We start from the raw sequence: 22553 nt of genomic DNA on the forward strand, positions 1-22553 counted from the left end.
CTCGGCACGGACACCCGCCCGGCGACCACCGCGTGGCTGGTCCGGGCCCGACGACCAGGTACCTTCCACGTGCGAGCTGTGGCGCGGGCGGTGGCCGGCACCGACAGCGTGCTGCCGGGCGTTGACTCGCAACCAGCAGGTCGTTCTGACCGTGGGCAGCGAGCGCTGGTCCGCCGACACTGCGTCTTGTCCCGCTGCGCAACGCGGCCGCCACCGGGACCGGCCGTGTCGGCGCAACCACGGCCGCGAAGTCCATCTGCGGGGCCGAGGACCCGGTTCAGCCGGTCCAGCAGCTCACCCGTCGAGCCACCGTCCCGCCAGGAGATCCCCACCCACCGCCACGGCGTCCGCCCGACCACTGCCACGAGGTGTGACCGGGCAGACCGTGCGCCTCCATTCCGCGGTCCGCTCCTCGTCGCCCTGGCCGGGTGCGTCATCGCGGATCTGCCGGCGAAACAGGGGCCTGGCGGACGGGGCGGAGTTGGAGTGCGAAAACCGCTTTTCGGATTTTGTTATCGAGGCCCGGTTCGTCGGTCTCCTGGGGGTCGGCGTGAACGACGCGTCGACGAGGAGCGAAGGCGGATCCATGAGCAGTGAGTTCGAGACCGTGGTGATCGATGCGGTGGCGTCCGAGCCGGACGCTGCGGGAGGTGGCCGCTCGGGGATGGCGCGGCACGAGCGCGGGCGTGGTCGGCGGAGGGCTGCGCGGCCACGTGGGAAGGCGGCGGTTGCCGGAGCGGTGGGGCTGGTCGCGGTCACGGGTGGGGTGCTCGCTGCCGCGGCGTCCTCCGGGGGTGGAGCCGCTTCGCCGTCCGCCGCGGCCGGGGTGTTGTCGCCGGGGCCCGGTGTCACGTTCGTTTCCTCGGCCCAGCCGACCAGTACGCCGAGCTGGGCGGTCACTGCGACCGCGACCGCGAGTGCCACGGCGACCCCGACAGCGAATCCGTCGACGCCCCCGCCGACGACCAGCATGCCGAGCGCTACGCCTACCGTTCGGAAGGCGCAGGCGAGGCCGACGAGCGGTGCTCCGGCGATCCCGGCGAGCAGTGCCCCGGCGGTCCCGACGGCCCCCAAGCCCACCAGTCCCGCCACGCACAGCGCGCCGGTCGCGGGAACACCGGCGACCGGTACCGCTGCCCAGTTCGCCCAGCAGATCGTCGACGCGGTCAACGCCGAACGCGCCAAGGCCGGCTGCAAGCCGCTCACCGTGAACGCGAAGCTGCAGGCCGTGGCGCAGGAGCACTCCGACGACATGGCCGCCCGCAACTACTACGAGCACGACACCCCGGAAGGCGTCGACCCCGGCACCCGGATAACCAACGCCGGGTACGGCTGGCAGAACTGGGGCGAGAACATCTACGAGAGCCCGAAGGACCCCGCCACGGCCATGGACGGCTGGATGAAGAGTCCCGCACACCGCGACAACATCCTGGACTGCGTCTTCACGGAGACCGGTGTCGGCGTGAACCTCAGCGCCAACGGGCCCTGGTGGACCGAGGACTTCGCCCGTCCCCAGTGAGCGGACGGTGAGCCCCACCGCCGGCTCGATTTCTGTCATTCCCACCCTCTCGCCGGGGTCTCACATGGCGCGGGAGGAACGATCACCCAGTTGAGGACGACGGACGCTGATGAACAGTGAAAGCGGCAGCAAGACGGTCGCCGCGGCGCAGGCAGGGAACGCGGCGGCCCGGGAACGGTTGATAGCCGACCACCTTCCGCTGATCTACAACATCGTCGGCCGCGCGCTGGACGGCCATGCCGACGTGGACGACGTGGTGCAGGAAACCATGCTCCGCGTCGTCAACTCCCTGGACACGCTGCGCGAGCCGTCCTCCTTCCGGTCCTGGCTGGTGGCGGTGGCGATGAACGAGGTCCGTCGGCGCTGGACGGCACGGAAGGCGGCACCCGTGCCGGGCCTGCAGGAACTGACGCAGGTCGTCGATCCAGCCGCCGACTTCGTGGACCTGACCATCCTGCGGCTCGGCCTGACGGGCCAGCGCAGGGAGGTCGCCGAAGCCACCCGCTGGCTGGACGAGCGCGAGCGCGACCTGCTCTCCCTCTGGTGGCTGGAGACCGGCGGTGAGCTCACCCGGGCCGAACTGGCGACAGCCCTCAACCTCACACCGCAGCACACCGCCGTACGGGTCCAGCGGATGAAGGAACAACTGGAGATCGGCCGCCTGGTGGTGCGAGTACTCGCCGCCGACCCGCCGTGCGCCGAACTGTCGGCGCTCACCACGGCCTGGGACGGGAAGCCGGCCGTACTGTGGCGCAAACGCATCGCCAGGCACGCCCGGAACTGTCCGCACTGCGCGGGGCACCAGCACAGTCTGGTACCGGTCGAGGGACTGCTCGCCGGCCTCCCGCTGCTGCTCCCCGCACCGCACCTGGCCGCCTCACCGCACCTGGCCGCGTTCGCCACCACGGCCGCGCAGCAGGCACTCTCCCGCACAGCGCGCGCGACGACACGCTCGGCCGCCCCGACACGCAGGCTCCACCCGCGCCATGGGCGGGCGGTCAGGACTGCCAAGGCAGCCACGGGAGTCGCAGCCGCCTTGACCGTCCTCGCCGGAGTGCAGATCCTCCGACCCGGCCCCGACCACACCACGCCCGCTCCCGCGGTCGCGGTCACGCCCGCATCCCCGGCGCCGGCCCCCACCAGGCCATCTCCCGCACCAACCGTCACCGAACCCCAGTCCCCGCCCGCCACCACCACTCCTCCTCGCCAGGCCACGCCCACCCCGACCCCCTCCACGCCCACACCCCAGAAGACACTCGAACAGCAACTCGTCGACCTGATCAACATCCGACGGGCGAAGAACGGCTGCAGGCCGCTGCGCGTCAACCAGCGCCTGCACACGGCCGCCCAAGGGCATTCCGACGACATGGCCGTCGCCGGCTACTTCGACCACGTCGACCCGCGCGGCAACCACGCCGACGGCCGCATGACCGCCTCCGGCTACCAGTGGAGTGTGTGGGCCGAGAACCTCGACCGGGACACGAACTCGCCGAACACCGTGCTGAAGGACTGGTCGGACGGCGCGATCCACCAGCAGAACATGCTCGACTGCCAGTACACCGACGCCGGCGTCGGCACCGCCCCCACCCCGAACGGCCTGCTCTGGACCCTCGACCTGGGCAGCCCAGGCTGACAGCCCTACCAGTCCGCCATTCGCATGCCACTCTCAGCGGGCCAGGAACGTCCGTCGAGCCGTCAGCATGCGCGAAGACGCACTCGTACGGGGTGCCGCGGAACTCAGTCCACAACTCGCGCCCGGACGCCCGGTCCGAGGCGAGCAGTTGGAAGAAGTCGTTGCGGCCGCCGCGCCTGGCCGTGTGCCAGTCAACAGCTTGAGTCCGACCGCTCGGACGTCGCTCCTCCGGTCCCGGTCCGGGACGTCGTGGTAGGCGAGGCGCAGGAGCTCGGCGCAGCTCGCCTCCATCGGCGCGGGAGATGGCGATGGATTCCTGGCGCTACGTCAGGAATTCTCGCCTGCCCCCTACGTCGCCTACATCTTCAACGAAGGCGGCTGCGGCTGCGGCTGCGGCTGCGGCTGCGGCTGCGGCTGCGGCTGCCTCATCGTCGCTCGACCCACCCGGCCCTCGGGCAGCAACTGGACCTGTCGGCGCGCACTTGACCGACGGCAGATACGTCAAGTGCGAAGCCTCCGGCCAGAAGGTTCGATCACGGCGAGCAACCATCGCACCCATAGCAGTGATCGATAAATCCGACATAGAACCCGAAGCGGCGCATATGATCGCCAGCTAACGGCTCGCGCAGCCCGCAGCGCCACCAATGAACCGTGGAAACCGTGAGACGAATGTGAGAGGCAGGCTCCACAACACACCAAAGGCCGCTCCCTCACGAAGGAGGAAACGGCCTCTGACCTGCGACAACGGGGCGAACCCCAGTCGGGACGACAGGATTTGAACCTGCGACCCCTTGACCCCCAGGGGGTTCAACTAGTGTCGACAGCCGAGGCCTCACGGCCTCGGCTTTCTTGTTGCTCAAGTGCACTGAAAACCAGGGAAGTTGAAACTCGTCATGGAGATCCACGATCGGCAGAGCCAGAACCCGTCGGATGCCCAGGCTGGTTTTAAGTTCGTACATAGATGCCCGCTATCGCCTACGGGCGCTCATGGGCGCTCATGGGCGCTCATGGGCGCTCACCAGGCGCAGTCCCAAACTGGTCCCCAAATGGTCCCCAGGCCCCCGACCCGCCTTTGTCACCGCGAGTGACAGTAATCTGTCGACCCTTCAGCAGGCCCCCTCTGCCGACCGCCGCAGCCCGTCCTGCATTGCCCCTGGCCAGACGAGGCGGTCCGGTCGGATCAGGGTCGACCACCCACTGGATTCGGATAGTGATCTTTCGGACGGCGTGTCGTCTTGAGCGTCTCCTCGCCATGCGGTTCTGACGTGCTTCGCGCACCGCCCGACGCGCTCTGCCGCCACACCCGACACAGCAGCCACTCTTGCCTCAGATTCACCACCCAGTCCGGGAGAAGGGGAAGTTCGTGGAACAGCGTGCGCAGCGAGGCAGGGTGTATCGGCGGTGTGGGTGCCGGGAGGAGGGCGGGCGGCAGTTGGGTGCGTGGTGTGTGCGGTTGTTGGAGGAGGCCGAGGTCGCGGCCTATCTCGCCGGGATCCGGCCGGAGTTGCTGACGCCGACCCGTCCGGTCGCGGCCAGGGGTCACGCCGCCCGCGCTGGAAGTTCTCCGCCTGCTGCGCGGCTTCGGCCGCAGCCGCCGCGAGCGCGCTGCCGCCCGGGGGCTGACGAACGCGTCGATCGGTCTGCTGCCGCCCTGGGCCCGGGCCGAACTCGCTGTCCGGCGGACCTCGTTGGTCCGTATGGTCTGGGACCGCCCGCCGGCGCGGGCCGGCGGCCGGGTCATGGTCCGGGCCTGCGGTCCCTCACCGATCCGCGCCGCCACCCACGCCCGGGCCGCCGCCGCGCCCCGGGCAGCGGGGACCTGACGCACCCCCGGGGCCCGCGCGGCCGCGCCGTCACAGTCCGGCCAGGATCTCCTTGGCCTGGGCGGACTCCGGCAGGCCGATCGAGGTCAGGAGTTCCACCGCCTCCGTCAGCCGTTGCCGCGCCAGGTCCCGTTCACCTGCCGCCTCGAACGCGGTGCCCACCAGGCGGAGCGCACGGGCCTCCGCTGCCCGCCAACCGAGCCGGCGGGCAACGGCCACGGCTCGCTCGCCGCACTCCGCGGCGTCCGAGGCCCGGTTCGCGGCCAGGAGGGCGGCGGTCTCCGACACCCCGTTCAGGACCTCGAACGCGGGGTACCCGTTGCGGGCCCCGAGTTCCGCACTCTGCCGGTGCCGGGCGACGGCCTCCTCGAACTCCCCGAGGTGCCGGGTCACCACTCCCAGCTGGTACAGGGCGTGGGCGTGCCCGAAGTGGTCCTTCGACGCCCGGACGCTCTCCAGGGCGGCCCGACAGGTCGTCGCCGCGTCGTCCAGCCGGCCCAGCCGCAGCAGCGAACTAACGCTGTTCAGCAGCGAGTTGCCGACTCCCCAGGCGTTGCCGCAGTCCTCGCCGACGGCGATCGCCCGGCGGAATCCGGCCTCGGCCCGTTCCCAGTCGCCCTGGCACTGCCACACCAGGGCCTGCCGGGTGAGCGTCTCGGTGCGCACGGCCTCGTCCCCGACCATGAGCATCGCCTGTTCCGCCTGGTGGAGCGTCTTCTCGGCCTCGTCGAAGCGGCCCACCATGGTCAGGGCGCTTCCGAGCGCGTGCCCGATGCGTCCCGCCGCCCGCAGGTGCCCCTGCTCCTCGGCGACGTCCAGGATCCTGCGGGCCGGGGAGACCAGGCAGTCCCACCGGAACGAGCGGTCCAGGAGCGGTTCGAGGGCGAGCACCAGATTGGCGACCGGACCGATGGCCGCGGGCGCGGCTTCCAGCACCTGTTCGGCGACGGCGAGCAGGGTCGAGGGCTCGGGCAGGCCCCGGGGCGGTCCGTCGTCGGGGGCGGTGTGCGACGGGCCGGGCGGCGCGGCGGGCAGCAGCAGGCCGACGAGCGGATGGCCCGGACGGTGCCGGGCGTAGGCGGCGCAGGCCAGGGTCAGGAAGTGGTCCAGCAGCCGGGTGAGGGCCGCCGCCCGTTCCTCGGGCCGGTCCTGCTCCTCCGACCGCGCCGCCGCGAACTCCCGGAGCAGGTCGTGGAAGCGGTAGGTATCGGGGACCGGTGTTTCGAGCAGTCCGAGGTCGGCCAGCCGCTCCAGACATCGCCCGGTCTCGGCCGGCGGCAGCCCGGCGAGCGCTGCCGCGCCTTCGGTGTCGGTGGTCGGCTGCCGCGGTATCGCCATGAGCCGGAACAGCCGGGCCTCCTCGTCGCCGAGCAGGTCGTAGCTGTGCCGGAAGCAGGTGGCCAGCCCGTCCGCGCCGCCGGCGGGCGCGTCCATGGCCCAGCGGGACCCGTCGAGCAGGCGGACCATGTCGGACAGCGACCACGCGGGCCGGGCCACCAGGCGGGATCCGGCGAGCCGCAGCGCCAGCGGCAGCCCTCCGCACCGGGTGGCCAGTGCCGCGGCCGCTTCCGGCTCCGCCGCGACACGTTCGAGTCCGGCGATCCGGCGGAACAGGGCCAGCGCCTTGTTGGTGGGCAGCACGTCGAGCCGCAGCTGCGGTGCGGCCGGCAGTTCCGGGATCGTGGTGCGGCTGGTCACCACCACCGCACAGTCCGGTGTGCCCGGCAGCAGCGCCTCGATCTGGGGGTAGTTCCGGGCGTCGTCGAGCACCACCAGGATCCGGCGCCCCGCCAGCCTGGTCCGATAGAGCGCCGCACGCCCCTCCTGGTCGTCGGGGATCACGGAGTCCGCCACACCGAGCGCCCGAAGGAAGCCGGCCAGGACCACGGCGGGGTCGGCCGGGTCCTCCCGCATGCCCCGGAGGTTGGCGTAAAGCTGTCCGTCGGGAAAGTGCCCGCGCAGCCGCTGGGCCGCGTGGACGGCGAGCGTGGTCTTTCCGACGCCTCCCATGCCGCTGACGGCAGCGATCATCAGGCCCTCGGCGCTGGTCGGCGTCAGCGCCTCCACCAGCGTCCGCATCTCCTCGTCGCGTCCGGTGAAGTCACCTGGCACGTAGGGAAGTTGCGCCGGAGGTGGCAGTGCCGCAGCGAGCCCGTCAGCCTTCTCCGGTGCTCGCCGCGAAGGCGGGGAGTCGGCCACGGTCCGTACGGTTCCGTTCCGGCCGCTGTGCGCCCGCGCGGTGTCGAGCAGCAGGTCCAGCCGGCCGTCGCCAGGGTGTTCCTCGCACAGCGCGGTCAGCTCGGGGATCAGCCGGGCGTGGTGCCCCAGTTGCAGGTCGAGTTCGATCCGCTCCAGCAGAACGGCCAGGCGCAGCTCGGACAGGCGCTCGCGGTGGATGCGGGCGTGCGGGCCCGGCAGCCCCGCCAGGGGGACGCCCCGCCACCAGGTCAGCGCGCGTGCCAGCAGTTCTGCCGCGGCGCCCGGCCCGTCGGTGGTGAGCCGGGCGCGGGCCCGGGCCACCTGCTCCTCGAACGCGTCGAGGTCCAGGGCGCCGGGTGCGACGCGCAAGGCGTAGGACTTTCCATGGGTGGCGATCTCGGGCCCGAGCGCGTGGCGCAGCCGGTGGACGTAGAGCCGTACCGTGCCCGCCGCGGCGCGGGGCGGCTCCTCGCCCCACAGGCCGTCGATCAGTTCGTCGAGCCCCACCGTCGTGTTGCGCCGCAGCAGCAACATGGCCAGCAGCGCGCGCTGTTGGGGGGGCCCGACGGGAAGCGGATTCTCACCCCGCAGCACCCCGACCGTTCCCAGCACGGTGTAGCACGGCCCGGACGGCATGCCGGTCATCGGCGTCGACTCCCTCGTTCCCCCGTACCCGGCGATGGCGGACGGCCGGGACGGAAACCTTAACAAGTCGCCGTTCCGGATCAGGACCGTGTGCGATCGGGAGCTGACGGAAAGTCGGGATTCCGGAGGGAGCGTGCGGTGCCCCAAGTCGGCCTGCCGGTGGCCGGAATGGGAAGAACAGGCCGCGGGGCTGGACCCCGCGGCCTGTGGTACTTCGTGACCGATCTCACCGTCTCCGGTGAGTACGGTGCGTCAGCCCACGAAGCTGGTGTTGTGGCACTGGAAGCTGGCGGTGCTCGCGAGCAGCACCTCGTTGTCCTCGTGGGCGTCGAGCTGCTGGAGGCTGAGGATCGACATGGGTACAACTCCTTCTGTTGGTCGGGGATTTCGCCGGGCCTGGTGAGGCCGACGGACTCCTGGGGGCCGGCGGTCCGCGGTGTCGGACCGCCGGCGAGGGGTGCGCAGGTCACCCGCTCAGATGGTGGTGCCGTGGCACGCCCAGCTGAGGGCGCTGGCCAGGAACGGCTCGTTGTCCTCGGAACCCTGGAGCTGCTGGAGGTTGAGGATGGACATGGTGGTCACCTCCTTCGGGTGGGTGGGGGTTGCGCCGCGCCGGTCGAGGCGCAGCGGGCTCAGGAGGCGGCGGAGGCCGGGGCCGTTCCGCCGAGCAGGGGAAGAAGAAGGTCGGTGCGGCGGTGGGCGGCGTCCATCGCCAGGAGCACGCCGGCCGACCCGGTGGCGAGGTCCATCGACAGCCGGACCAGGTGGTCCCCGGGGAAACCGAGGCCTTCGCCGTGGGGGACGGAGTGCCGCCACAGCTCGCGCAGGTGGCCCTGGAGCGCGGTGTCGTCCGCGCCGTCCTGCCCGGCGGCCGCCAGGAAGTACAGCAGGCCGGCACGGCCGTTGAGGAGGCCGGGGAAGACGGTGAACCCGCAGTGCGCCGCCTTGCGGATCGCCCGGAGGGCATCGGTGAAGCCGGGATCGGCGCGGTGCTCGAGGTAGGCGGAGAGGGCGAGCCCGATGCCGGTGGTGCCGGTGCCGAGGTAGATGACGGACCGCCAGCCGTCGTTGACCTGGAGGGATCCGCCGACGTCCTCGCACTGCACGAGGTCGAGGCGCAGCGCCTTCTCGGCCAGGTCGAGGTAGCCCGGTTCGCCGGTGCGTTCGTGCAGGCGGACGAGGAACAGGGCGGATCCGGCCGCCCCGGTCGTGAGGCCCGCGCCCGGGCGGGCGCCGCCCGGGCGGGCGAGGGCGGCTTCGATCCGGGCGGCGATCCGGGCGGCGTGGTCGAGGTGGCCGCCGTCACCGCTGCGGCGGTGGAACCCGAGGACGGTCAGGCCGGTGCCGGGCAGGCCGGTCAGCAGGCCGAGGCCGGTCGGCTCGACGGTGCGGTCGAGGATCCGGCCCATGATGTCCGCGGCTTCGTCGCGCCGTCCGAGGAGGTCCAGGACGGTGGCCGCCCCACAGGAGCCGTTGAACAGGCCGACCGGTGCGGTGGCGAGGTTGCGCAGGGTCGCGGCCGTGAGCCAGTCGGTCCAGGCCGGGTCGACGGCGTGGCCCGTCGCGTGGAGGGCGTACAGGACGCCCGCGGCTCCGTGGGACAGGCTGGTGCCGCCGCCCTCCTGCGACCCCTCGGGGGCGTTGGGGAAGAGCCGGTCGGTCCGCTCCGGGGTGGCCGAGGCGACGAGCGCCGCGACGAGCCGTGCCCGGTTCTCCTCCCCGTCCGCGTCGGCGGGACCGGCCGCGCGGACCGCTGCCGGTACGGTGGTCCCGGCGATGGCCGCCATGGCCGCCGCGGCGTCCCGGGCGTGGCCGACGGGCAACGGGAAGCGTTCGTGCGCCCACCGTGCGAGCTGGGCGGGCTTGGCCGGATCGAGGCCTGCCAGCGCTCCCAGCGGGACGAACTGCCCCAACCGCAGGGCGGCCAGTCCGTAGGCGTCGACGTCGGTGCCGGTGACATGGGCGGGTGCGGCGAACCCGGGTGCGCCCAGCAGGCCCGTGCGCGGCTCGCCCACCCGGTGGGCGGCCTCCAGGTCGATGAAGGTGACGGAGCCGTCCGGGCGCACGATGACGTTGTTGGGGTGGAGGTCGCCGAAGACGATCCCGGCCCGGTGGACGACGGCCGTCGCCGCGGCGACCCTGTCGAGGACGTCCAGCGCCCAGCGGGTGTACTCCTCGTACGCGGCCGGATCGGCGTCCGGACGCACCAGCGGCTGGCGCAGCACCCCGGCCTTCGCCAGCGGCTCGCCGTCGATGTACTCCTGGATCAGGAAGTGGTGCTCCCAGTAGGTCCGGTAGCCCAGCACGCGCGGTACGAGGCCGGTGCCGGCCAGCGCGGTGAGCATCCGGTGTTCCCGCTGGAGCCGGGCCACCGCGTCGAGCCCCTCCGCGTCGAGTCCGGCCAGCGGCCGGGCCTCCTTCAGGACGACCAGGTCGCCGCCGGCCCGGTCCTTGGCCAGGTAGACCCCGCCTCCGTTGGAGAAGTGCAGCGGCCGGACGATCTCGTACGGCAGGTCCACGTGGCTGATCTCGGCGAACCGGTCGATGCGTTCCCGGACGAAGTCGGGCACCGGTGCCCAGTCGGGCGGGGTGAACGCGGCGGTGCGCGGATCGTGCACCGGCGTGCCGTCCGGCCGGGCGATGGCCGGTACCGGGGCGTCGCCCCCGACGGGGGCCCACCGCGCGGCGAAGGCCCCGTAGCGCACGAACACCGGGCTGCGCTCGCTCCAGCGCAGGTCGGACAGGATGTAGGGGCCCTGCTGTCCGTCCAGCGCGGCCGTGAGCTCGTCCAGCAGGGCCTTCAACTCGCCGTCGTCCGCGGGGTAGACGGTGATGAACTTCCCCGAGGAACCCCGGTGGGAGTACTTGGAATTGAACGCCGACAGCAGCTGGGCGCTGCGCAGGTACTTGAAGGCGGCGCGGCGGGCGGTGCAGACGGCGGCGGCCGCGTCCAGGACCTGCTGGGCGGCGGGCACAGCGGCCGACACGTGAATCTTCCACCCCTGTAAGGGCAACGGCCGGCCGAAGGAGACCCGTGTCCACACGTCCTCGTCGGTCTCCCGGCGGGTGCCATCGCCGACCGGCGGCGGTGTCCAGCGGGAGCCCCCGTCCCGGAGGCGCTGCGGTGCCTCGAAGAACACCGGGTCGGCGAGGCAGTAGGCGTGTATCTCTTCCATGTTCATCGTCTTCCCCCTCCCCGGGAGTGCGGTTCGGCCGCACGTGCGGTCCGGCGTGGAGCGCGGTCCGGCCGCAGGTGCGGTCGGGCCTGTAGCGCGGTCCGGCCTGGAGTGCGTAGGGCCGCCGTCGGCGGTCCCCGGAGGAGGACCACCGGAGCGCCGGGCTCGGACACCACCTTGCGACGGCCCGATCCATCGCCGATGAGCGCCCGGTTAGCGTCGGCCGCGGACCCCGTTAACCGCCCGCTGATCGCCCGTGGACCGGCGCCGGTCACCTTGATCACGGCGGCCGATGGGCCGTGCATGCACCGAACGGACAGTGGAGTCATCGTGAACAGTTCGAAGCGTCTTCGCCTCATGGCCGTCAGCGCCGTCACCGCCGCGGTTGCGGCGGTCGCCGGGCCGGCACTGGCCGTACCGGCGTTCGCGGCTCAGCCCACCGGGCAGGTCGCGCTCGTGAACCCGCCCACCCGGGGCGGGCACGAGCCCACCTTCGCCGACTGCGGCTCCGACCACGCTCCCGGCTCGTTCGACCGGATCAGCCAGCACGCCGAGCAGCGGATGAAGGATCGCGACGTGAGCGAGGACGAGCTCCGGAACGCCGTCCGCATCAACGCCAAGGACGCCTGGTGCCAGACGAATGGCAACTGGCACTACTCGCTCGGCATGGCCGGTGGTCAACTGGAGGTCATCATCGGCGCCAACAGGGGACAGTGGGTCGTCGTCACCGTCTTCTGGAAGGGTGAGCCGAACATCTAGCGACGGGGAGCGATGAAGCCCGGATTCCGGCTGCTGGGGGCCACGGGCGTACGGCTGGGAGACCAGCCGGTACGCCCGGGCCCGCCGCAGCAACAGGCACTGCTCGCCATGCTGCTGCTGCGCGGCGGACGGACCGTCACCGCGCGCGAACTGGTCGCCGGCGTCTGGGGGCAGGACGCCCCGGCCCGTGCGCTGCGCTCCGTACGCACCTACGCCTGGGCGCTGCGCGCACTGCTGGAGCCGGACCGTTCACCGCGGGAGCCGAGCACCCTCCTGCGCTCGGACGGGGACGGCTACGCACTCCGGGTGCCGGACGACGCGCTGGACGTCACGGTCTTCGAACGGCTGCTGGGCGTCGCCCGCGAAGCCCGCGCCCACGGCGACCTCGCCTCGGCCCACCGCTCCCTGGGCGAGGCCCTCGCCCTGTGGGGCGGGGAGCCGTTCACCGGCGTGCCCGGCCCCCACGCCGAGCGCGAGCGGACCAGGCTCGTCCGCCTGCGGTTGGAGGCCCAGGAGCAGTACTTCGATTGCGCCCTCGACCTGGGCATGCACGGCCGGGTCCTGCCGGAGCTGTCCGCGCTCGCCCGGGAGCACCCCCTCGACGAGCACCTCCAGGGCCTGCTGATGCGCGCCCTCGACAGCTGCGGGCGGCAGGCCGAGGCCCTGAAGGTGTACGGCGACACCCGCCGGCTGCTCGCCGCGGAACTCGGCGTCCCGCCCGGGCGCGAACTCACCGGCGTCCGCGACGGGTTGGCCACCGACGGGCGAGCGGCCAGTTCCGGCCCGCCCGCCACGCCCCGGTCACCGGCCGCGGGCGGAGGGCCCACCGGCCGGGAGGGGGCGACGGTCGAGCTGGAACGGACGCTCACCGACCCCCGACGCCACCGGGTGCCGGTCGCCGTGATCACCGGAGCCGGCGGAACCGGCAAGACGACGCTGGCGACGCGGGTGGCGCACCGGGTCGCCGCCCACTTCCCCGACGGACGGCTGTCCGTCGACCTGCGCGGGTCGCACCCCACACGGCTCCCCGAGGGCGACGTCCTAGCCCGACTCCTCCGCTCCCTCGGGGTCCCGCCCGAGGACGTCCCCGTCGAGACGGAGCAACGGGCCGCCCTGTACCGGTCCATGCTCGGCGGACGGCGCATCCTGATCATCCTGGACGACGCCGCGGACGCGGCGCAGGTCGCCCCCTTGCTGCCCGGCTCGCCCGGCTGCGCCGCCGTGGTCACGGCCCGCAGCCGGGCCTTCGTCCTGCCCGGCGCCACCCAGCTGGCACTCCCGGCACGGCCCGGGCCGGCGACCGATCGCCGCCGGCAGCTGCCGCCCCGCCTCGCCCTCGCCCTGGACTCGCTCGCCGGCAGCGGAGCGCCGACCCTCCCGATCGAGCTGGTCGGCAGGCTGCTGGGCACCGACCGGGAGGAGGCGGAGCACATCGCCGAGTCCCTGGTGGACGCCGGGCTACTGGACAGCCCCGGCTACCGCATGTACCGCATCGCTTGCCCCGATGCGCCGTCGCCGGACGGCAGTTGACCCGGTGGCGGCCACCCGGCGAGCGGCCGAGCACGCCGCCGCGGACGGCGGCGCTCAGGCCGCGGGGGTGTCGAACAGGTACGCGCGGGAGGCCGGGACCTCGGCGCGCAGGGCGGGCAGGTCCCGGCACCCGCTACCGGTGATGCGCTCGCCCGCGACGTTGTTGTCGAACAGGTTGCGCCCCAGACCGCCAACGCCACGCGTGGCGTTGGCGGTCTCCGCGACTCCCTCGTAACAGTTGCGATCCTCAGCCGCCCCGCAGGAAGACCGCCATCACTCATGAGGAGGCCGACGCCTCCATCGAGATGATGCTGCGATCCTCGGTCCCCCTGAAAGGCAGCCGCCACACCAGCGCCAGTGAGCACGCGTGTCATTTGGGTCTCGTTACGATCCTCGGCCGCCCGGGAGGGCGACCGCCACCAGTGCCTGGCCGCACAACTGGTTGTAGAGCTGGCTGTTGCGATCCTCGGCCGCCCGGGAGGGCGACCGCCACGCCGCCTAATGGGAGCTACCGGGTTGTAGAAGACTCGGTGCCGTAGCCGCCAGCAGGTGAGCACTCTCGCCGCCGGAGCCGTTCGAGCTCTGAGGTCAGACCGTGCCCCGGCTGGTCGGCCGGGAGGCCAGACCGCTGATGGGGTGGCGTGCCCGCCCGCGAGGGCGTGAGCACTGGATCCATTAGGCCGCGCGCCGTGCCTTCCGCAGGCTGCTCGACGAAGTGAACGACCTGACAGGGAGGGCATGTTGCTGCTGATCGGCGATGACTGGGCCGAAGATCATCACGATGTCGAGATCCAGGACGAGTCCGGCCGCCGGCTCGCCGCCGCGCGGCTGCCGGAGGGCGTGGAGGGCATCGCGAAACTCCACGAACTCCTCGCCCGCCATGGCGGCGAGAACCTGGACGCGGCCAGGGTGGTCGTCGGGATCGAGACCGACCGCGGCTCGTGGGTGCAGGCCCTGATCGCCTCCGGCTACCAGGTATACGCAATCAACCCGCGACAGGTCGCCCGGTTCAAAGAGCGGTACGCCACGTCCGGGGCCAAGAGCGACAAGGGCGACGCGCACGCACTGGCCGACATGGTCCGCATCGACCGCGACCAGCTGCGGCCCATCGCCGGCGACAGCGGCCAGGCCCAAGCCGTCAAGGTCGTCGCCCGCGCCCACCAAACTCTGATCTGGGAACGCACCCGCACCTTCCAGCGACTGCGGAGCACGCTGCGCGAGTACTTCCCCGCAGCCCTCACGGCCTACGCCGAACTGGCGCTGACCAGCACGGACGCGCTCGAACTGCTCATCAAGGCGCCCACCCCCGCGACGGCCGCGAAGCTGACCCGTCCCCAGATCATCTCGGTCCTGGCCCGGGCCCGGCGCCGGAACCGGGATGCGAAAGCGGCGGCGATCCAGGCCGCGCTGCGCGAGCCGCAGCTCGGCCTGCCCGAGCCGGTCACCGCCGCCTACGCGGCGGCCGCCGCCGCCCACGCGCGCCTACTGATCACGCTGAACGAGCAGATCACCGAGATGGAAGGGCAGGTGAAGGCCCATTTTCTCGCGCACCCGGACGCTGAGATCTACCTGTCGATGCCCGGCATCGCGGAGATCACCGGTGCCCGGGTGCTCGCCGAGTTCGGAGACGACGCCACCCGCTACGCGTCCGCCAAGGCCCGCAAGAACTACGCCGGCACCAGCCCCGTCACCAGGGCCTCCGGCAAGAGCCACACCGTCCAAGCCCGCTACGTCCGCAACAACCGGCTCGCCGACGCGTTGCAGACGCAGGCGTTCTCCGCCCTGAGGGCTTCGCCCGGCGCCCGCGCCTACTACGACAAGCAGCGCGCCCGTGAGGCCGGCTACAACCCGGCCCTCAGGCAGGTCGGCAACCGCCTGGTCGGCATACTCCACGGCTGCCTCAAGACCCGCACCCTCTACGACGAGGCGACCGCCTGGTCACACCACGCCCACGACCAACCCATTGCCGCTTGACACCCAACGACATGGGGTGTCTGACCAGCGATAACTGGTGCTCCACCGCACGGCCATGAGGTACTCCAAGGACCCGAATGCACTTGATCCGGGCATTCGCTTCGGTGCGAAGCGCGTGTCGACTTCGGGTTCCGAACCGTGTCCGTTGCCTGTCGGCCGACGGCCGCGTGGTCCGGCCATGGGGAATCTGATCGGCATGAAGGACTCAAGTAGCAGTGTGACGCCGCTGTGGGCGCACAGCCGGAACCTATCAGGCCGGCGACACGCTCTGGAGGAGCACCTGCGCGGATCCGCCGTGCTGGCAGGGCAGTTCGCAACTACCTTCGGCGCCGGCGAGCTAGCCGAGTGCCTGGCATTGGTGCACACGTCGGCAAGGGATCCTGTCCCTGGCAGCACGGTCTGCACACCACCGAGGCCCGCGGCCGGAAGGTCGGCATTCCGCACAAGGAGGCGCGTGGCTGGCCGCGTCGCACGCCGGGCGTCCGTTCGCCGCCGTCGTACAAGGGCACCACGGCGGCCTGCCCGGATACCGGGACCTGCAGACGCTCATCGACTCGGCGAAGGCGCGAACTCACAAGGACCAGGTGGTGGGGACGCGATCTCGGGCCCGGATCCGGGAGGGCTACGATCTCGATGGCCCGCGTGCCTTCTACACCCACGACTTCTCCTTAGTACTGGTCACGTGCTCCCGATAGCGGCTCCCTTCGACGGCTTCGGACCGAACGAAGCCGCGACCGCCCTACGCAAGAACGTGAACCAGCTTGCGGACTTCATCAGCCAGCGAGCCTTCGACCGGGTCGTTCGGCACGGTCAGCACCCCGATGACCTGCCGCTCAGCGCCCGCATACGCCGACACCACCCGCTCGCCCGCAGGCGGCTGTCCGGCATTGATCGTCACCGCGGGCATCTCCGACGTCATCTCCGCGAGCACCTCGGCGACCGTCTTCCGCGCGATCCGCAGACGCTCCGGCCTCTCCCGGGCCAGCTCCAACTTGGCGGACACCGACGCGAGTTCGGCCGAGAACTCCTCCACCCGCACCCGGGCAGCCGCCTCGCGGGCTTCCAGCTCCTCGATCAACGAACCCACCAGCCGCCCTCCTCGCCACCACGGTAGAGACGAACAGCCCCGGGTACAGCCCCGATCAGCGTTCTCCCAGCTCAGCCGTTCCCTTTCAGAAGAACCGCACCCTTATGGGATCTCGAAGGTGGGCGGGTGCGGCTTTCAGGAGATTTGCATCCAACTCCCTTGGGTACAGCCCGGATCAAGGAACTGCTCCCGACCGCGCGGGCCTGCGCTTGCTGTCCGCAATCAACCGGCCTCTTCAGTATGGTGGCGCTGTGACGCAGGCTTTTGATGATGACCTGATTGGCGGTCGATATCGGCTTGTGCGCCAGGTGGGGCGGGGCGGGATGGGTACCGTCTGGCAGGCGCAGGACGAGCTGCTCGACCGGACCGTGGCGACTTCACGGCCGCCGCGGCGGCCGCGGTCCCCCTCACCCTGCTGGCCGTGACCGCGCGGGCCCGGTACACACCGCCGGAGGCGTGAGGGGGCGCCGTCGTCCTTCGCCAGTAGTCCGTTCGCCCTGCTGCACGCGCCGCCCGGACGGTGTTCCGAGCGGCGCGTGCGGAGGGGCGGGGTCAGAGCTCCTGGTGCCCGGGGTTGAACGAGGTGCCGACCACCGGAGTCAGCACTGTCCTGACGTAACGCCGGACGTCGCTCGCGTTGTTGATGCGAATGCCACCGATGGTCAGAGGCGCCGGGTGGGGGTTGTTGCCGAAACCGAGGTCGTTCCAGAAGAAGTTGGAGAGGGTGCCCCAGTTGTTCTCCATCTGCTGGAGCCAGGAGGGAATGCCGCTGCCCGAGTTGCCCCAGTCGGCCAGGACGTTGCGGAAGACACCCTCGAGGTCGTTGAAGCGGGCGGCTTCGGAGGTGAACTGGATGAGCAGCAGGAGGGCGCGGGCGGTCGTCTGCTGGTTGCTGCCGGCCGACCGCTGGTTGGCCAGGTCGAGGACGGCCTGGCGGATGCTCGAGAACGAGATGGGGGTGTTGGAACGGTCGCGGTGAGCCGCGCCGACCAGGGAGTTGTAGTTCCCGCCGAACGGCAGGTTCTGCCGTGCGGTGGGGATGGCCGCGCTGGCATGGATGTCGTTGAAGATGTAGGAAACGCCGGGCGTCGCCTGGGGTGAGTATCCCACCAGGTAGAGGTTGTCCGGGTTGATCCACAGGTCGACCGCCCGCTCGGTCCCGTGGTCGTCGACGGCGCTCAGTGAGACTCGGACGACCCCTTCGTTCTGCGAGGCGGCCTGGGCGACCTCCACCCCCTGCAGGGAGTTGCCGACCGCGGCGCGCAGGCTCGCCAGGAAGGTCGAGTAGGAGATGCGGAGGTTCGGGCTGGGAGCGTGGCCCAGGTTCAGCCAGACGTGGCTCACGGAGCCGTCGCCGGTCGACGCCGAGGCCGTTCCAGCGGGGCACAGCAGGCCGGCCGTGACCGCCAGTGCCAGAACCAGGCCCCCCACTGCCTGGCGCAGCGTCCGGCGGAGTCTCCCCAACATGTGCATGTCTGTCCGATCGTCAGCGTGAGCGCACCGGGCGGGCCCGGAGCGACGGAGGAAGCGGGCGAGCCGACCGGTGCTCCCCGCAACCCGCCGACGGGGTTGGGCGACCGGGCGGCGGTCGCCCTCGCACATGACGCTATGTCAGCAGGCCCATCGGACTTGATCGAGACGGAACGATCGTTCGCCGCACCGCGCACCGTTGGCAGGGCGCTACCGGGTGCCGCCGGGCGGCCCTCCCGGGCGCTGTTCATCAACTCGGCTGACCTGCACGGACCTCATGCTCCGTGAAGCCGGGGCCGCCGGTGGATCCTGTACCGCCGAGATCGGCGAGTTCGGTCGAACGTCCGCCGTCACACAGGGTGGCACAGCTCCCCCAGAGTGGCCCGGGCGACCGAGCCGAGCGCTCCGGTCTCGTCGGTACTGACTTCGGCGCGTCAGGGTGAATGGCCCCGAATTGCCTGACGGGCTCGGTGCGGTGGCTGTATCCGATGGTGTGTGAGATATGCGGATGGGGGCGGGCTGACCGCCGCGGGACGGCTGCGCCGGGAGTCAGTGCGGATGCAGGCAGCCGAGCTGTTCGAGCAGGACGTCAAGCCGCCGGAGGTGGCTCGACGTCTGCGGGTGAGCCCGAAGTCGGCTTACCAGTGGCACCAATTGTGGTGTGAGGGCGGTGTGCAGGCTCTGGCTTCTCGCGGCCCGAGCGGGTCGCGGTGTCGTCTGTCACCGCGCTGCCTGGAGAAACTGGCCGCGTATCTGGAGCAGGGTCCGGCTGCGCACGGCTGGGTGGAGGACCAGGTGTGGACCGCCGCGAGGGTGGCCACGCTGATCGGGAGGAAGTTCCACGTCTCCTACAGCGTCTCGGGTGCCACGAGGCTGATGCACCGGCTCGGCTTCAGCCCGCAGGTCCCCGCGCGCCGGGTGGCCGAGCGCGACGAGCAGGCCGTCACCGCGTGGAAGGAGGCGACCTGGGCGGAGGTAAAAGAGCGCGGGCGGCCTGCGGGGGCTACATCTGCTTCGAGGACGAGGCAGGATTCACCCGCAGACCGCCCAAAGGACGCACCTGGGGCCGACGAGGCCGCACGCCGGTTGTGACCGTCAGCGGCCGCCGCTCGGGACGCCTATCCGTGGCCGGGGTAATCGCCATGCGGCCGGGCTCGCGCACCCGACTGTGCCACCGCCTACGCACCCACCCCGCAGGCAGAGGCAAGCGCCGGAGCATGGGCGAGCGCGACTTCATCGCACTGATCGACGGCGTCCACCAGCTGGTCAAGGCACCGATCGTGCTGGTCTGGGACCGCCTGAACACCCACATTTCCCATGCCATGCGCGACTTGATCGCCGAGCGTGCCTGGCTGACGGTGTTCCTGCTCCCCGCCTATTCACCCGACCTCAACCCCGTCGAATGGGTCTGGGCCCACGTCGAACGCAGCCTCGCCAACCTCGCCGTGGTCGCCCTCGACCGACTCGAAGCCCTCGTGCGAAACCGGCTCAAACGCCTGCAGTACCGGCCCGACACCCTCGACGGCTTCATAGCCGGCACCGGCCTGACCCTCGACACCCCCGCCTCACCCTGACAAGCCGAAGTCACGTTCGTTTGGACGTCGAGGTCGCCCCGGCGTACGAGAAGGTGCTGGACGCGCTACAGGCGCGGGCCACCACCGTGGCCGAGGGCGGCGGGCAGTGAGCGGGGAAGCTCTGCGGTCGGGACAGGTCGCGACGACCTGACCACCATCCGCGAAGCCGTCGCGGCCGGCGTTCAGCTGGCGGACGGCGTCTCCTGCGACCCGACCTGTCACGTCATCGGCCCCGACGGCCGTGCGCTGGAGGGCATCGTCGCCGCCGGTGACGTCGCCGCCATAACGGACCGCCGGTGTGCGGACCGGTCATTCGACCAGTCCGCACACCGGCGGTGTCACTCGGGTCAGCGAGAAGGATCAGTCGTCCGTCTCGTCGTACCGACCGTGGCCGAGGCGGCGCAGGTCGAAGGACCAGATGCCGCGGCCGAAGGTGGCGGCGTAGAGCTTGCCGTCGGGGCCGATCTTGAGCTGCTGCACCGAGGTGGTGGGCAGGTTGCGGCCGAGCACCCTGAAGTCGGTGGCACCGGGCGCGCGGTAGAACGCGGCGAGGTCGGTACCGAGGGCGAGGCCGCCGTTCGGCAACAGCTTGATCGAGGTGGCGGGGACGTCTGGCAGGTTGGCCGAGACGTCCGTCCAGCTCGCACCGCCGTCACGGGTCTCGAAGAGGTGGCCGATCCCGGCGCCCGGGCCCTCGGTCCAGCTGCGGGAGAAGCCGCTGAACGCGACGAAGACGTGCTGGGCGTCGTTCTCGTCGACCGCGAAGGAGGAGACGTACCGGTTGGGCAGGGTGCCGTCGACGGGCAGGTTGAGCTGGTGCCAGCCGGTGCCGTCGGTGTTGCCGACAGCGATGCCGCGGGTGAAGCCCTGGTTGTTGCAGGGGCCGCACCAGCCCGCGTACACCGTGCCGTTGACGGTGGCCACGGCCGTGGCGACGTGGCCGGCGCCCAGGTCGTAGGCGGAGGTCCACTCGCTGCCGCTGCGGATCGCGTAGCCCTTGTGCTGCACCCAGACGTGCTGGCCGCCCGCGATCCAGGTATTGGTGTCCTTGGGGTCGGTGGTGATCGGGGCGATGAAGCGGGCGGCGCTGGTGGCCTTGTCGGGCGGTGCGACCTCGTAGGAGGTGGCCTTGCTCGGGTCCTTCGTCCAACTTCCGTCGTTCACCGCGCAGTTCTGGGTGACCCACATGTCCAGGTAGACGTACTCCTCGGCGATGTTGCAGCCGTTGGCCGGGTCGACCAGGGTGTCTCCGCCGTCGCCGCCGAAGTTGGAGCCCATCACCTTGTCGTGGGCGCGCAGGATCGATTCGCCGTTGTCCTGGAGCCCGCCGCTGACGATCACGCCCCGGCCGGAGCGGTCCGCCAGGTCCTTGCCGATGCCCACCGAGTAGTACTGCAGGGTGTCGATCGTCCCGTCGTTGAGGGACTTCCAGTCCTTGGCGTGACCGCCCGCGTCCAACTGCCCGTTGACCGGGCGGGTGTAGATGCCGCCGTCGTTGCCGACGTAGACGCTCGTCTTGCCCTGGTAGCTGCCGATGGCGACGGCGTGCTGGTCCGAGTGCGTCGTCGGCGAGCAGTCGCCGGTCTGCTTGGCGGGGTCGATGCTCCAGCACGGGAACGGGTTGTTCCAGTACGGGGCGATAGTGGCCCACTTGGCGCCGCCGTCGGTGGTCTCGAAGACCTCTTCCAGGCCCGCCCAGACGTGGTCCGGGTTGGCCGGGTCGACCTGGAGGAACTGGTTGTACCAGGACTGGATGCCCGGCTGGTAGCCCGCGTCCTGGAGCGCCGAGCCGGAGCCCTTGAGCTTGTCCTTGTCCGCGATCAGGGCCCACGGGCCGGCCGGGGAACCGGACTTGGAGACGTAGATCCCCTTGAGGCCGGTGTCCGGGTTGTGCGCCATGACGTCCGGCGACTGGTCGATCGCGTAGTAGCGCGAGCCGTCCGCCGAGCGCGCGAAGGTCACGTTGCCGACGTTGGCAGCGTCCGTCGGCAGGTCACCCAGCGAGGCCACCCGCTGCCAACTGCCGTCGGCCGCCTTGCTGTAGAAGCCGTTGTAGGTGTCGCCGCCACGCCAGCCGACCGCCAGGATCACCTTGGACGGGTCCTTGGAGTCGATGGCGATGTCGTTGGCGATGTTCTTGTACGGCGCGCTCGGGTCGCTCGCCTTCGCACCGCCGGGCAGGTAATCGGGGTTGGGCGCGAACTCCATGGTCCACGGGCCGGACAGATCGGTGGTGGAGTGGCTCCACACGCCCCGGTTGGTTGCCGCCCACACCTTGTCCCCGGCGAAGCGCAGCTGGTGGATCGTGGTGGACTCCAGCTCGGCGCCGCCGACCCGGTTCCCGGGCTGGAACTTGCCGTGCTTCGGGTCGGACAGCACGTACACACCGGTGCCGACGTACGAGGTCGCGCCGGTGTTGGACTCACCGGTGGCGTACCAGAGCCGCCCGCCGCCGTCCAGGTTCAGGGTACCGGTGGACAGCGTGGGCAACTTGTCGGCGATCGGCTCCCAGTGGCCGCCGCCGGTGCGGGAGCGGAACACGCCGCCGTTGGCGCCGCCCGCGTAGACGTAGCCGTCGGAGTCGGCCGCGATGCCGGTGATCCGGCCCGTGACGAAGCCGGCGCCGCCGCTGGAGTTGGAGTTGACGTCGCGGTAGCGCGGGTCGTCGCCGTTGTACGGCTTGTTCGTCACGTGGTCCCAGGAACCGCCGGTGTGCGGCAGCGACTGGAGCTGGGCCCAGGCCGCGCCGTACGCGCCCGGCGCGACGACGCCGGGGGCGGTGCGGGCCTCGGTGTACTGCGCGGTGCCCTCGGCTGAGTTCTCCGCCTCGTCGCTGCCGCCGTCGCCACCGGTCTCGGCCTTGGCGGAGAAGGTGTGGCCGCCCGCCGGCTTGCCCGTGACCTTCTGGGCGTGCCTCTGGCCGGCCTCGGTCAGGCGCTGCACCGGGTTCGGCTGGGTTCCGGGCTGTGCGACGGGTGCGGCCATGGCCTGAGTGGCGGTCAGGCCGAGCGCGGTGAGCGTGACGGCGCTCAGCAGCAGCCGTCGTCGTTGCCTGTTCGGCACGGTGCGTCCTCCCCTGGGCGGCCGGGGCGCGCGGTCGCACTCCCGGCGGATCAGTGCGAAGCCTGGCTGGTGCAATGGCACTGCGTGAAGGGGGTTCGCGT

Annotated in this window: 12 protein-coding genes; 6 read left to right on the top strand and 6 right to left on the bottom strand. The window is 71.5% G+C overall.

What is annotated here, in order from left to right; translation table 11 throughout:
• Positions 1 to 294: 294 nt before the first annotated feature.
• Complete coding sequence (locus ACWCYO_RS09870; protein WP_449783905.1) at positions 295 to 1206, bottom strand: hypothetical protein; 912 nt, start codon at positions 1204 to 1206, stop codon at positions 295 to 297.
• Between the two features lies 1 nt (position 1207).
• Between ACWCYO_RS09870 and ACWCYO_RS09875 the strand changes: the two genes are divergently transcribed.
• Positions 1208 to 1519: a CAP domain-containing protein gene (locus tag ACWCYO_RS09875; protein WP_270142923.1), complete on the top strand. Its 312-nt coding sequence runs from the start codon at positions 1208 to 1210 to the stop codon at positions 1517 to 1519.
• A gap of 109 nt (positions 1520 to 1628) precedes the next feature.
• A complete protein-coding gene (locus ACWCYO_RS09880) occupies positions 1629 to 3152 on the top strand; it encodes a sigma-70 family RNA polymerase sigma factor (protein ID WP_449783906.1) in 1524 nt (507 codons plus the stop codon).
• A gap of 1853 nt (positions 3153 to 5005) precedes the next feature.
• Here ACWCYO_RS09880 and ACWCYO_RS09885 read toward each other — a convergent pair.
• Together ACWCYO_RS09885 and lanKC are read right to left on the bottom strand one after the other, a co-directional pair.
• The gene (locus ACWCYO_RS09885) at positions 5006 to 7819 is read right to left on the bottom strand and encodes an ATP-binding protein (protein WP_449783907.1); all 2814 of its coding nucleotides are present in this window, start codon (positions 7817 to 7819) and stop codon (positions 5006 to 5008) included.
• A gap of 632 nt (positions 7820 to 8451) precedes the next feature.
• Entirely contained in the window at positions 8452 to 10995 is a 2544-nt protein-coding gene (gene lanKC, locus ACWCYO_RS09890; protein WP_449783908.1) for a class III lanthionine synthetase LanKC, read from the bottom strand.
• Between the two features lie 330 nt (positions 10996 to 11325).
• Here lanKC and ACWCYO_RS09895 point away from each other — a divergent pair, with 330 nt between their 5' ends.
• The 3 genes from ACWCYO_RS09895 to ACWCYO_RS09905 all read left to right on the top strand — a co-directional run bounded on the left by ACWCYO_RS09895 (position 11326) and on the right by ACWCYO_RS09905 (position 15258).
• Positions 11326 to 11754 (top strand): DUF4258 domain-containing protein, encoded by a 429-nt coding sequence (locus ACWCYO_RS09895; protein ID WP_449783909.1) that lies wholly within the window; start codon positions 11326 to 11328, stop codon positions 11752 to 11754.
• A gap of 12 nt (positions 11755 to 11766) precedes the next feature.
• Complete coding sequence (locus ACWCYO_RS09900) at positions 11767 to 13284, top strand: AfsR/SARP family transcriptional regulator (RefSeq protein ID WP_449783910.1); 1518 nt, start codon at positions 11767 to 11769, stop codon at positions 13282 to 13284.
• Between the two features lie 741 nt (positions 13285 to 14025).
• Entirely contained in the window at positions 14026 to 15258 is a 1233-nt protein-coding gene (locus tag ACWCYO_RS09905; RefSeq protein WP_449783938.1) for an IS110 family transposase, read from the top strand.
• Positions 15259 to 15997: 739 nt separating this feature from the next.
• On the opposite strand, the gene ACWCYO_RS09910 is transcribed toward ACWCYO_RS09905, so the two are convergent.
• Both ACWCYO_RS09910 and ACWCYO_RS09915 read right to left on the bottom strand, forming a co-directional pair.
• Positions 15998 to 16345 (bottom strand): hypothetical protein, encoded by a 348-nt coding sequence (locus ACWCYO_RS09910; protein ID WP_449783911.1) that lies wholly within the window; start codon positions 16343 to 16345, stop codon positions 15998 to 16000.
• A 552-nt stretch (positions 16346 to 16897) separates the two neighbouring features.
• Positions 16898 to 17812: a ribosome-inactivating family protein gene (locus ACWCYO_RS09915; RefSeq protein ID WP_270142935.1), complete on the bottom strand. Its 915-nt coding sequence runs from the start codon at positions 17810 to 17812 to the stop codon at positions 16898 to 16900.
• Positions 17813 to 18310: 498 nt separating this feature from the next.
• On the opposite strand from ACWCYO_RS09915, the gene ACWCYO_RS09920 reads away from it, so the two are divergent.
• Positions 18311 to 19389 (top strand): IS630 family transposase gene (locus tag ACWCYO_RS09920; RefSeq protein WP_449783912.1). Its coding sequence is split into 2 segments (ribosomal slippage): positions 18311 to 18812 and positions 18812 to 19389, totalling 1080 coding nucleotides; the frame shifts between segments, so codons are not numbered across the junction.
• Positions 19390 to 19749: 360 nt separating this feature from the next.
• On the opposite strand, the gene ACWCYO_RS09925 is transcribed toward ACWCYO_RS09920, so the two are convergent.
• Complete coding sequence (locus ACWCYO_RS09925; protein WP_449783913.1) at positions 19750 to 22452, bottom strand: glycosyl hydrolase; 2703 nt, start codon at positions 22450 to 22452, stop codon at positions 19750 to 19752.
• Positions 22453 to 22553 lie beyond the last annotated feature (101 nt).

The sequence above is a fragment of the Kitasatospora sp. NPDC001683 genome, assembly GCF_053596495.1.